Source organism: Ereboglobus sp. PH5-10, assembly GCF_029504735.1.
Taxonomy (GTDB): domain Bacteria; phylum Verrucomicrobiota; class Verrucomicrobiia; order Opitutales; family Opitutaceae; genus Ereboglobus.
In genome coordinates, this window is sequence record NZ_JAQFIP010000002.1 from 204,009 (window position 1) to 217,319 (window position 13,311).

6 protein-coding genes are annotated in these 13,311 nt (G+C 60.0%); 1 reads left to right on the forward strand and 5 read right to left on the reverse strand.

Annotated elements, in window-relative coordinates:
- Positions 1–27: 27 nt before the first annotated feature.
- Both M2447_RS02825 and M2447_RS02830 read right to left on the reverse strand, forming a co-directional pair.
- Positions 28–5,832 carry an MG2 domain-containing protein gene (locus M2447_RS02825; protein ID WP_277557317.1) on the reverse strand — a complete coding sequence of 1,935 codons (5,805 nt, stop codon included), beginning with the start codon at positions 5,830–5,832 and terminating at the stop codon, positions 28–30.
- Positions 5,833–5,933: 101 nt separating this feature from the next.
- Positions 5,934–7,208 (reverse strand): glutamate-5-semialdehyde dehydrogenase, encoded by a 1,275-nt coding sequence (locus M2447_RS02830; protein ID WP_277557318.1) that lies wholly within the window; start codon positions 7,206–7,208, stop codon positions 5,934–5,936.
- Between the two features lie 104 nt (positions 7,209–7,312).
- Between M2447_RS02830 and M2447_RS02835 the strand changes: the two genes are divergently transcribed.
- Positions 7,313–8,815 carry a GTP-binding protein gene (locus tag M2447_RS02835; RefSeq protein ID WP_277557319.1) on the forward strand — a complete coding sequence of 501 codons (1,503 nt, stop codon included), beginning with the start codon at positions 7,313–7,315 and terminating at the stop codon, positions 8,813–8,815.
- A gap of 85 nt (positions 8,816–8,900) precedes the next feature.
- On the opposite strand, the gene M2447_RS02840 is transcribed toward M2447_RS02835, so the two are convergent.
- From M2447_RS02840 to M2447_RS02850, 3 genes are all read right to left on the reverse strand, one after another.
- A complete protein-coding gene (locus tag M2447_RS02840; protein ID WP_277557320.1) occupies positions 8,901–10,292 on the reverse strand; it encodes a class II fumarate hydratase in 1,392 nt (463 codons plus the stop codon).
- Positions 10,293–10,414: 122 nt separating this feature from the next.
- Positions 10,415–11,176: an imidazole glycerol phosphate synthase subunit HisF gene (gene hisF, locus M2447_RS02845; protein WP_277557321.1), complete on the reverse strand. Its 762-nt coding sequence runs from the start codon at positions 11,174–11,176 to the stop codon at positions 10,415–10,417.
- Between the two features lie 164 nt (positions 11,177–11,340).
- Positions 11,341–13,110, reverse strand: coding sequence for a hypothetical protein (locus M2447_RS02850; protein WP_277557322.1), 1,770 nt, complete (start codon positions 13,108–13,110; stop codon positions 11,341–11,343).
- Positions 13,111–13,311 lie beyond the last annotated feature (201 nt).

A 13,311-nucleotide genomic window follows, 5' to 3' on the forward strand; every position in this document is an offset into this window, starting at 1 on the left:
GCGAACCCCCATTGCATTTTCACCACATCACCTCGCATCGATCCGCACGCGCCGCGCGTCGCTGTTGGCGCGGATTTCCGGCACATACATTGCCTCGACCTTCACCGGCAGCGCGCGGAAATCCCCCGGCGTGATCGCGCGCATGGTGAAACGGATTTCCCATTCGCCCGCCTCGACATGATCGAGGAAAAACGCGCTGTGGTCGTCGTGCTCCTCGCGGTAAATGCGGTGGCCGCGAACGCGCGCAGATTCGTCATCAAAATCATCGTCGTCATCGTCATCAAACTCGTCGGCGATGGGATCTTTTTTTCCATCAACCCGCACAAGCCGGGCATCCCAGCCGCTGCGCGCGTTTATTGGTTCGCAACCAGCGGGCTTTGGCACGGCGATCATCACGTATTCGAGGTCGTTTGGAACATCCAGTTTGACACGGGCCACCACTTGTTCGCCGGCTTGCGCCGCATTTTCACTCCCGCTCATTGGCATGGGATCAATGCGCACGGCTCCCGTCACTGTGCGGGTGACTTTTTGGCGTGTGAAGTCGCGCGAAACAGCGACCAAATGACTCGCTGGTTTCAGCGAATCGCCGCGCGCCCACGCCGTGGCAAGCGCCACGGCGTAAACAGGTGATGAACCGGAAAGGCGCCGGAGCGTGATCGCATTATCATTCTCCCGCAAAAGAGGCGCGTCGATTGGCAGCTCGCATGTCTCGCCGGCAAGCAATGCCGCAAGGTCGAGCGTTATCGTTCGCCATGTGTTCCCGTTGATCAGAATTTCCATTTGCGCGCCAGCAGACTCACCGGCGCGTTGCTTCATATATTGATTCAATGCGATCAGCGCGAATGCCGTGGCGCGCGTGTTCTCCCATGCCGTGCCGCGACGGTTCAGCACGAGCCAGTTCACAGCGGGCTCGACATGCGGGTGCGCGGCGTCAATCCGAAGCAGGGCAATCAACATGAGCGCGGTGGATTCAACGGCCCCGTCTGCCGCCCTCCAGTAACCGGATGTCGAGCCCCAATGCACCGTGTCGCCCATGCCGTCGGCGCGAACCCGTCGCGCGCCGTTTTCAAGATTGCGCAACAACACCGCGCGTTGATCCGGCGAGGCAAAACGCGAGGAGGCAAGCAGCAGGCTCGCGCGTCCGGCGGAGGAAAGTTTTTCGCGCTGCTCGTAAACACGTTCAAACACATCCCGCAATTCCTTATCCTCATCGTCCTGTTGCTTGTGTTTGTCCAAGCGCAAGCCGGCGTGCGCGACCACGCCAAGCATCCATGCGCTTGTGTCGTTCGGTATTGTTTTGTCTTTCAATATCAGTTCTTCAATCGCCTCGTGTGTCCGGTCGCGCAAATCTTGGGAAACGGCAATTCCAGCTTCCTCCGCCAATGCCAGTCCCCACGCCACATAGACGGTCATCCACGCGTCAGCCCTCCGACTGTCCGGCCACCAGCCGAATCCCCCATCGTCCCGTTCCGCCATCACAATGCGGTCGAGTCCGCGCCTCACAATATCATCGAGCGATGTCCGCGTTTTCCCACCGGCCATGATGCGTTTTTCCAGCACGTCATTTGAAACGCCCAAGTCCGCAAAAGTTTTTCGAATCATAACCGCCGGCAAAAACCGGCTCATTGTCTGCTCCACGCACCCATACGGATAATTAATCAAATAAGGCAGCGCGCCGAACATCGCGCCCGCTTGGTTCGGGCTGAGTTGTAACGTCGCGTTCAGGCGATTCCGATTCAGTTGCGCGGGCAATGTCAGCATGAATGTGTGCTCTTTCGCATCACCCGCGAGTCGCGCGCTGGTTGCGATTTGCTGGCTGACGCCGTCCTCGAGCACGGGTATTGTCAGGGCCATTCCATCGGTCTCCGATTCGGTTTTTGCGGTAAGCGTGAATGTCGCGTCGCCCGGCCACGTCGCCATTACCTCCGGCCATGTGACCACAGTCTCCGCTTGGACGGGAATGTTTTTCCTCACCGGACCAATAGTCATCCCCAGTGGAAACATCGCGGCGCCGGATGGCATGACAAACGCCTCGGCTGAGACCGCCGTGTCGGTGCGATTGACAAGCCGCGCGGAAATCATCGCCCGGTCTCCCTCAATCAGGAAGCGCGGAGTTTGCAGGCGGGCCTGAAACGGCAGCGTGGTTTGCGTGAAAGCCCGCCCTGTGCCGAACCGGTTTCCATCTATGTCGACAGCCAGCGCGCTAATGCTCCAGCGCGTCAGATTATCGGGATAATTGAATGCGACACTCGCCCGCCCTTGCATGTCGGTCAGGACTTCCGGAGCCCAGAAAGCCGTTGACGAAAAATGCCGCCGGATGCGCGTGGACATGGTGCTCGACATGGCATTCGCCGCATGACCAAGCGATTCTCCATCATCTAAGCCAAACACCCGCCCCACTTCAGTTTCATGCAGCAACCCGCCAAACGACATCGTTCGACCCGAGGGATTCAGTAACGCGCCCGGCCGCGCGTCGCGCAACGCCAACGGCCCCGTGTGCGCGCGTCGCGACATCGTGCGGGCGATCTGCGCCGGGGCGCAATGCCACATTGTCGAAGCTTCCATTATTTCCGGATTGCGCGCGTCCCCGGCAAGGGCGTCCACGGCCTGGTCGCTGACTGCGACGGCGATCTCGGCGACCGCCGGACGTCCGTGCGAATCTCGCACCATTATTTGCGCCTCCGCTCTGTCGCCCGGACGCGATTTCTCCGGCACGGGTTCGATATCCACGCGCAGCCGCGTGTCCACACGCTCCGTAATCTCCACATAGCCGGAGTCCATGTTGCTTCCCTTGGCATCATAAAAAATCACATACATCACGCCACCGAAAACCACGGGCGCGCGATCCAAGCAAACAGAAGTCACCCGCCGTCCGGCGCCCTCGACCACACGCGTGATGATCTCATTTTCCGCATACAAAACGAGCACCGCGCGCGACACGTCCTTTGGCAGCACAACCAGCGTTCGCAGAGACTCGCCGGCCCTCCATGCGTCAAGCCCGATCACTTTGCGAGCATCGGGAGGCAGGGCCAGTTCCGTCGTCATATCATCGGCCACCGTCAATTGCGGAGCATCCCTGCGGAGCGAATAACGCATGTCCAAAGTCTCGCCATCCGTCTCCAACCGCACGGTGTATAGCCCCTCGCGGGGCGGAGTAAACGGGATCGTCACGTTGCCGTCCGCGCCACCGCTCGCGTCAAAAACAGCAACCTCGGAAAGCTCATACTCGGACATTCCCAACATGCGCGCCGGGATAAAATCCCTCTTGTCATCCTTCGCGGCAAACCGCCGCTTCGCAGCATCCAGTTCATCCTCAAACACAAAGCTCCCATCCGGAGCCCGCCACTTCGGACGCCATTTTGCCTCCATCACCCGCGCTTTGCCGGAAAACGCGCAAGGTTCGCGCGCAGCATTGATAACCCCGACCGTGAACACCACGCTTTCCCCCGGCCTAGCCAAGCTGCGGCTGGCCTTGATAGAACCAACCGATACCGACGCTGCGCGCGCCAGATAAGCACTTGTCCTGGCTGTGACCGAGGGCGAGCCCTCCAGAACCACGTCAGCTTTCACGCCCACACGTCGAAGTCCTCGCACAGCGGGTTGCGGCAAATGAAGACGCGCTTCGCCATTCGAGTCCGTGATGAGCTCAATCGGCATATCCGTGTGCGTCTCCATCCAGTTTTTGAGCAAACGGCGCGCGTCCGGGCCGATGTCTTCCTCGCGCTCCACATCGGCATCAATCGACACATGCACGCGCGCGCCACCCACGGGGCCTCCGGAGTAGTATCGGGCGCGCACCGCAAACACCACGTCCGCGTCAGGTTGGGCGACAGCCTCGGGATTCAACCACACGGTTTCAGCCTCGATTCCCGATACCGCATAATTGTCCACATGAAACGCCCGGGGCAATTCGATCGTTTTTGACGACGGCGCATCGACGAGCGATAAACGCATTCGCACATTTCCGGGCTTGAGCGCCGACGGAAGCCGCAAGTCCCCGTGCGCAGTTCCATATTTGTTCAGCCTCAACGGGAGCCCATCAATCAAAGTTTCCTCCCCGTGCTCCACGGTGAGCGCAAGATTCGCCCGGCATGGTTCGAATCGTCCGTTGTTGCGTTCCCGTGCGACTATTTTCCAATGCACCGTCTCTCCCGGACGATAAAGAGAGCGGTCAAAAAACACATCGGCCCACACATTTGGCCGCAACACACCCTCGTGGCTCTCCACGCTGTTTGGCATGAATTGGTTTTCGCCGAACCAAACAGGCTGCCCGTCGACAAGCGCCATGAGAGTTGCCCCCCAGTTCGACTCAAATTCGCCCTTTCCTTTTTTGTCATTTGAAACAGGCAGCGTCGCATACCCCTTGTCATCAGTGACCGTCTCCCATTTTTCTTTTTCGCTCAAAATACCGATCACCTTCGCCCCGGCCACCGGCTCGCCCGAATCATTGTGATAGACGAACAATTTTTTCGGCCCCTCGGTGTGAAAAACAGCGATAGCCCGCACACTTGTGACAAAAATATCCGCAACACGCTCCTCGGGCTTCTTGCCGGAGCCTGTAATTGAAATTGTATAAAACCCCGGAGGCAACTCCTCCGCTATTTCGGTGGACTGACGCACCCACTGCATCGAACCGGCAGGAGATCCGCGCAAGGTGAGCCGCTTCATTACCGTGCCGCCATCACGCCAATTTTTTTCTCGCTGTGCTTCAATTGAAATCCCCGCTCTCCACAAGCCCCACCAATCCACGGGGCGATAAGACTCCATCGGAAACCTGAGAAGCTCGACCGTAAGTTCGCCGCAATTTGCCGTCGCATAATCAATGCGCAACGGCTCGCCCGGCGCGACGTAATCGGGCGCGTCAAGCAACAGTATTGGACGCGTCCACCAACCGATGAGCTTTTCCATCATGGTGCGCGTTTCACGGACAAAACGATCATCAGGAGCGCCGGCAAGCGCGTCGATCAACGCCGAAGCCTGTGCCCTCAATTTTTCCAAATCCGCCGGTGTGTCGGATTCGACAACAACCGTCCCCGCCGCACTGCCCTTAAGCGTTTGAAGGACAAAAAACCTCGCGCGAACCACGGCGTCCCATTGTGTGTTTTTTGAAATCTCAACGGCAAAGGCCCAGCGATTGTCGCGCTCCTTCGCAGACACATCTCTGGAGTCCGTGGAATAGTGCGCGTATTGCAAAGCGCACCATGCGCGATCATCCGCGGAAAGTTCGTCCAACCGTGAGGATCGTCCAAAATTTTCGATAAATTTCTCGCGGTATTCTTTGCGCAAACTCGCATACTCGGGCGCTGTGTTCGCCAGTCTGCGAAGGCTTCTCACATACGCATCCGTATTCTCTTTTTCAGGTGTTTTTGCTCCGCAGTAATCTGAAACTTCCAGTAAATCGCGTATCATGGCTGGATAATCATATGCGCCTGTCCGATGAAATTCGACACGCTCCTCAATGACAGCCAACCAAAAGGCATCCCGCTCGCGATACCCCTTTTCATAGGGAGCGAGCAGTTTCCCAAACATAGGCTTAATTTTCGCCTCGTTCCTTGAGCGCGCAGGCCAGTTCCAATCGTCCTTGGAAAAAGTCCGCCACTCCGCTCGCGCCAGCCACAACTCGCACCAGCGCCGCGCCTCGTCGTCGGGCGCGAGTTTTTGCGCTTGTGCATAGGCGTCGCGCGCCAGCGCCCAGGATTTTTCATCGTCGAAACGTTGCGCCTCGGCCAGTTGTGCTTCGTATGTTTTGTCCGCGCCTGCGATTGGAGCCTGCGAAAAAATTACGAAGAAAAATAACAATGCGAGGCGACGAGTGATTGAGGGGATTTTCATGAGGCGAGGAGTGTCTGATGAGAAGACGACCAACTTTCGCTTTTCTTAATCACAAAGACAATCGCAGACATCGCCCCTGCCCTTCCCCTTGCCAAAACACCCTACTCGCGCACCTGGCCGGTGCCTTCAACTAGGAACTTGTAGCTGCAGAGTTCGCGCAGGCCCATGGGGCCGCGGGCGTGGAGGCGGTCGGTGCTGATGCCGATCTCGGCGCCGAAACCGAACTCAAAGCCGTCGTTGAAGCGCGTGGAGGTGTTCCAGAAAACAGCGGCGCTGTCCACGGCCGCGAGGAAGCGGCGGGCTGTCGGCTCGTCGCGCGTGATGATGGCGTCGCTGTGCGCGGAGCTGTCGCGGTTGATTGTTGCAATGGCGGTTTCGAGCGAATCGACCACGCGCACGGCCATCACGTAATCGAGAAATTCGGTGCGATAATCCGCCTCGGTCGCGGCGGTGTGAGGAATGTTTTCCCCTGCAAGAATGGCCGCGCTCGCGGGGTCGCAGCGGAGCGAGACGTTTTTGGCGACCAGCGCGCGCGCCACCCGGGGCAGCAGCGTTTCCGCCGCGTCGCGGTGCACGAGGAGTTGCTCCGCGGAATTGCAGACGGAGACGCGGCTCGTTTTTGCGTTCACTGTCACGCGCTCGGCAATGTCCGCGTCGGCCGCGGCGTCGAGGTAGACGAAGCAGATTCCGTTGTAGTGCTTGAGCACGGGCACGGTGGCATTTTCGGTGACGAAGCGGATGAGCGACTCGCCGCCGCGCGGGATGATGCAGTGCACGTATTGGTCGAGCTTGAGCAGCGTGTTGAGCGCGGCGCGGTCGGTCGTGGGGATGAGTTGCACGGCGTCGGCGGGCAGGCCGGCGTGGCGAAGCGCGTCGGGGATGAGCGCGGCGAAGGCGGTGTTGGTGTTGAAGATTTCCCTGCCGCCGCGCAGGATTGAGGCGTTGCCACTCTTGAGGCAGAGGATCGCGCAATCGATGGTGACGTTGGGGCGCGCCTCGTAGATAATGCCGATCACGCCGATGGGCACGCGGACGCGGCGGATGCGCAGGTCGTTGGGACGCGTGGCGTCCTCCAATACCTCACCGACCGGATCTGTCAGCGCGACAACCTGCCGCACGCTTTCGACAAGCTGGGCGATGCGCGCGGGTGTGAGTGTGAGCCGGTCGATTTGCGCGTCGCTCAAGCCGTTGTTTTTCGCCTCGGCGAGGTCGCGGGCGTTGGCGGCGAGAAGCGCGTCCTGTGAAGAGGCGATCAACTCGGCCAGGCGTGTGAGCGCGGCGTTTTTCTGTTCGGGCGTCGCCGTGGCAAGGGCGAGCGATGCGGCGCGGGCGCGTTGGGCGATGGTGGTGACGAGTTGTGCGAGATCGGCGGACATGATGTTGAAAAGCATGCAATTTAGCGTTGCGCGCCCCACATGCAAGCGGAGAGCGGAAGCCGCGCTTGCGTCGGCGGGCTGGACGGGTTTGTTATGCTTTCTTCATGAGCAATTCCGCAGATTCCACGAACACCGCGCCAGCGCCCATTCCCGTCACCGTCCTCACCGGATTTCTCGGCGCGGGCAAAACCACGCTTCTCAATCGCATCCTCACCGAGCAGCACGGCAAAAAGCTCGCCGTCATCGAAAACGAATTCGGCGAGGTGGGCGTGGACAACCAGATCGTCGTCCAGACCGACGAGGAGCTTTTCGAGATGAACAACGGCTGCATTTGCTGCTCGGTGCGCGGCGACTTGATCCGCATCCTCACGCGCCTCATGAAGCGCAAGGACCGGCTCGACGGCATCATCATCGAAACCACCGGGCTCGCCGATCCCGGCCCCGTGGCGCAGACGTTTTTCACCGACGACGAGATGCGCGCGAACTTCCGCCTGGACGCGATCGTGACCATCGTGGACACGGCGCACATACTCCGGCACATCGACGACTCGCCCGAGGCGAAAAAACAAATAGCCTTCGCCGACGTGCTCGTGCTCAACAAAACCGATCTCATCGCCGCCGCCGAACTCGACGCGCTCGAAAAACGCATTCACGCCATGAACGCCGCGGCCAAAATTTACCGCGCCAAAAATTGCGATGTGCCGCTCGACGCCGTCATCAACATCGCCGGCTTCGATCCGGCGCGCGCGCTGTCGGTCGATCCGAAATTTCTCCAGCCGAGTTATCCGTTCGAGTGGGCCGGCGCCTACAAACTTCCCGCCGGCACGCACAAGCTCGTGATCGGCCACTGCCATTGCCACGAGCACGGGCATGAGGGTTGCGATCACGAACACGACCATGAGCATGAGCACGCGCACGGCGACGAACATGAACACGGCGACGGGCACGAGCATCACCACCATCATCACCACGGCAATCCGGGCGAGCTCGATGTCGTTGTCGCGCCGGTGAAATCGCTCGACGAGGCGGATATTGACGCGGTGGTGAAAACCACGGTGCTCACGTTTTCCGATTGGGAAAACAATGTGCGCGACGGCGACGCGTTCACGCCCGGCGACACGCTTCAACGCCTGCATCTCGGCGAGCATGAGCACGGGCATTTTAAGTTCACTGTCACCGAGCCCGGTTATTACCTTGTGTTCGAGGGCTGCGGCGAGCATCCGCTGCACATTTATCCCGAGGGCGCGGGCGAGGACGACAATGTGCGCCCGGACTGGCAGCGCGATTTTGAGCACACGCATTCGCACGAGGACGATGTTTCGTCGGTGGGCATCAACACGCCCGGCGACCTCGACGGCCAGCGCCTGAACGCGTGGATCAGCGAATTGCTGCGCACCAAGGGCAACGACATTTACCGCATGAAAGGCGTGCTCAGCGTGAAGGGCTCAAACCGCCGCCTCGTCTTTCAGGGCGTGCACATGCTTTTCGACGCGAAGATGGACCGCGAATGGGCCGCGGGCGAGACGCGCGCAAACACGCTTGTCTTCATCGGCAAAAACCTGGACCGCGCCGCGCTCAACGAAGGTTTTAACAAGTGCCTGGCGTGAGCGATGCGAAGTAGCGCGGACTGCCAAGTCTGTCTTCAGTTCCACCGCCGTTTTTCGGAGGCGGACCAGGCAGTCCGAGTCACGTTTATTCCTTGGCGCCGGGCCGGACCATGGTTGTCGGATCGAGGGCGCGGTCGAGCGTGGCAGCGTCGAGCAGGCCTTTTTCGAGGACGACTTCGCGCAATGTCTTGTTTTTTGAATACGCCTCCTTCGCAACCGCGGCCGCGGCATCGTAGCCGATATGGGGATTGAGCGCGGTCACGAGCATGAGTGAGCGGTCAACGAGTTCGCGGCAGCGCCCGGGGTCGGCCTCGATGCCCTTCACGCAGGCGTCGGCAAACTGTCGCGCGCCGGCGGCCAGGCACCGAATCGAGTCGTGCAGCGCGTAGGACATCAGCGGAAGCGTGACGTTGAGCTCGAAGTGTCCGTCGCGTCCGCACATGGCCACAATGTTGGCCATGCCTTGCGTGTAGATGCAGACTTGCACGAGCATTTCGCTCATCACGGGATTAACTTTTCCCGGCATGATCGAGCTGCCGGGTTGCGTGGCGGGAAGTTTGATTTCCTGCAGGCCGCTGCGCGGGCCGGAGCCGAGCAGCCGGATGTCGTTTGCGATTTTTGTGAGCGCCGCGGCAATGGCGCTGAGATGGCCGGCGGCCTCAACACAATCGTCGCGCGCCGCCTGCGCCTCGAAATGGTTTTCCGCCTCGTAGAAAAGGATGCCCGTTCGTTCCGTGAGAATGCGGCAGACTGTCGCGGCAAATTCGGGATGGGTGTTGATGCCGGTGCCAACCGCAGTGCCGCCGATCGCAAGTTCGCGCAGGCAGGCGATGGCTTTTTCCGCGCGGTCGGCGGCCTTCTTGGCTTGCGCGGCGTAACCCGAAAACTCCTGCCCAAGCGTGACGGGCGTGGCGTCCATCAGGTGCGTGCGCCCGATTTTCACAACGCCGTCGAAGGCGCGCGCCTTTGCGGCGAGTTCGGTGTGCAGGTGCTTGAGCGCGGGCACGAGCTGCGCGTGCAGCGCAAGCGCGACCGAAACATGCAGGGCGGTGGGAATGACGTCGTTGGATGACTGGCCGTGGTTGACGTCGTCATTCGGATGAAGCGGTTTTTTGGAGCCGATCGGATTGCCCGTGATCTGGCTGGCGCGGTTGGCGATGACCTCGTTCATGTTCATGTTGGTCGAGGTGCCCGAGCCGGTCTGGAAAATATCGAGCGGAAAGTGCGCGATGTGCTCCCCTTGGATGATTTCCTGCGCGACCTGCTGGATGAGTTGCGATTTCTCGGGTGAGAGCTGCCCGAGCTGCTCGTTGGCGGCGGCCGCGGCGAACTTCACAAGCGCAAGGCCCCGAATGAAACTCTCGGGCAGCGGACGCCCGCTGATCGGAAAATTCAAAAACGCGCGCTGGGTGGACGCGCCGTGGAGTGTTTCGTCCGGAACGGACATTTCGCCCATGGAATCTCTTTCAATACGCATGGGTAAACCAATAACCGCTTTGACAAAAAAATCAAAGCGGAAGCCCGTTTTTGTCGCTGTTTGCCAAAAACTTAACATCGGGCGCACCGAACGCGCCTCGCGATTTTGGACCGACTTGAAAGTTACAGCCTTACCGGAATGCCGCAGGAGGCGAGGTAACCTTTCACTTGCGGGACGCTCAGCGTGCCGAAGTGGAAGAGACTCGCGGCGAGCACGGCGCTGGCGTGCCCCTCCGTCACCGCCTCGGCAAAGTGCTCCAGTTTTCCCGCGCCGCCGCTGGCGATCACGGGCACTGTCACGGCGTCGCTCACCGCGCGGGTGAGCGCGCAGTCGTAGCCATTTTGCACGCCGTCGCAATCCATGCTGGTGAGGAGGATTTCGCCCGCGCCGAGCGCGACGGCCTCGCGCGCCCAGGCAACCGCGTTGAGTTCGGTCGGGTTGCGGCCGCCATGCGTGTAAACGCGCCATGTCTTGCCATCGGGTTCGCGTTTGGCGTCGATGGCGACAACGATGCACTGGTTGCCAAACCGGTTTGACGCGTCGGCAACGAGCTGCGGGGTTTTGATTGCGGCGGTGTTGAGCGAAACCTTGTCCGCACCCGATTTGAGCATTTTCTCGATATCATCGACCGTGCGAAGTCCGCCGCCGACAGTGAGGGGCATGAAACATTTTTCCGCGGTGCGGGCGACGACATCGTGCATGATGTTGCGTTCCTCATACGAGGCGGTGATGTCCAGAAAAACGAGTTCGTCGGCGCCTTGCGCGTCGTAAGCCTTGGCGCACTCGACCGGGTCGCCGGCATCGCGAAGTTGCTCGAACTGCACGCCTTTGACGACGCGCCCGTTTTTAACATCCAGACAGGGAATGACTCGTTTTGAAAGCATGGCGGTTTGGATTGGAGGAAAAGGAGTCAGAATACAGGAGTCAGGAGAAAAAAGACTGAAGGCCGAAGTGCAGGAATCCCCGAAAGACTAGGCGAGTCCATTTTGCCTTGCTCTTTCCAATGGCGCGGCAGCGCCCGTCCGGAGGCTGACTCCTGACTCCTTCTTCACTCTTCAATTCTGGTGACGTCGGGTTCGAAGTTCACGATGAGGCGGTAGATGTTGCCGGGGCGCATGATGAGCGGATGGTCGCGCACAAGGCTCTGCAAATAGTGGATTTTGCCGTAGTTCGTGCAATAGTTGGGGTCGTCGGTCACCACCTCGGTTTCCTGCCAGGAGGCCTGGAAATCATCCTTTTGCACTGTGCAACGGTGCGCTTGCTCTCCGAGCGCGAGCGAGCCAGCCACGCGATAGCGAGAATGCGGCGCGGCGATGGCGAGCATGTAGCGGAACTTCGTAAGCGTGACTTGCTGCTTCACCGTGTAGGCGAATTCGCAGCTGATGCTTGGGCCCGCAAAATTCCACTGCACTTTCACCGAGCCGATGTTTTTTGTGAGTTCCTCGTCCTTGGTGATGAGTTCGGGTTGCTCGTAGCGGAAATAGAAGCTGTTGCGCAGTCCGAGGCCGGTCACGCAGTTTTTGCCGTAATACGCGGGGATCGTGACTGTGGTGTCGTCGAAGGTGAGCTCTGGGAGCATGATCGGCGCGTAAACATTGCACGGCCAGTCAAACACACCCGGGCAATGCGGGAAGGGCAGCGTGTCGGCGCTCGGCACCTTGCTGGAGCTGACGAGCGGGATTTGGGCTTGGATTCCGCTCGTGGGATCGCGATAGAGGAAGAGCCCCTGCTCCTTGCGGTTCGACTTGTCGAAGATGACGAAGCGTCCGGTGGGATTGGTGCGCACGGGCTCGGGTTTGATCGGCGCGGCGGGCATTTGCACGGTCTTGGCGAGGCGCGACCACTGGCAGAGGAAGCGCGCGGCGTCGAAATTGGCGATGCGCGTGGTATGGTGCTGATTGGCAGTGCGCTCGTTGTCGCGCATGTCGAGGAAGCCGTGCTCCTGGTCGAGATAGGTTTGGTAGAAGAACAGGAAGAGGCGGCGCAGGATATCGAAATACTTCGGTTTTTGATCCTCGGCGATCCAGCCGTCGCGCAGGCCTTGCAGAATGAGGCTGATGCAGTGCATCTGGCCGTAGGCGCCCGAGTAGCGGCCAAACGCCCAGCCGAGCCCGTCCGCGCGCACGAGGTCGGGCATCATTTTGATGTATTTCTCGGCGTAGGTGCGAAGTGTGGGGAGCTTGCGGTCGCGCACGCCTGAGTTGGCGTGGAGCTGGAGCGAGGAGCGGATGAACACGTAGGTCATCACACCGTAGAGTGAAAAGTTGCCGCCGATGCCGGGGGCCGCGTCGTCGAAAAATCCGGTGGAGCTGGTGGCGTTGATGCGCTCGACCATGCGCTCGATGAGGCGCGAGGTTTCGTCCTTCTTGGAAAGACCGAATGAGAAACGGGCGACGGCCTTGGCGACGTTGAACGCCTGCCAGTGGTTATCGTAGTCCGAGCGGTGGAGCAATTGTTTGTCGATGCGGGCGCGGGTTTCGTCAACAAGGCGTTCCCAAACGAGATTGCGCTCCTTGGACGGGCCGAAGCAGAGCAGGCCGAGCGAGGCGTAGGCGAGGCCGTTTTCGGCGGCGGGTTCGGTGAACATCTGCGCGGTGATGCAGCGCGCGGTCAGGTCAACGAGGTCGTAGCCTTTGAGCGTGGTGGCACCGGTGGCGCGGTAATACTCGCCAAGTGCAAGCGCGGCGTGACCGGGTTCGTCGGGCCGGGAGTGCTCGCCTTCAACAGGAAGAATAGTGCCTTCCGGCTGTATTGAGGTTAAATTGTGGGCCAGCATTGTGCGGGCCATTTCGAGACATTGCTCGGAGAAGCTGTGCATGAAGGTAGTAGGCTAATCTGTCGTGCGCACCACGCGCGCAACAATGAAGTCGTTAGTTTTGCCAGTGTTTTGGATGCGTGTGCAAGAGGTAATTTTTCGTAAAGTTAAAAAATTACGTCGCAAACGCGTGAATCGCTCGGGTTTTGCAAAAAAATGCGGGGTCGACTCGAAAGCCGTCCCCGCATGTCGCGATAAACGAAA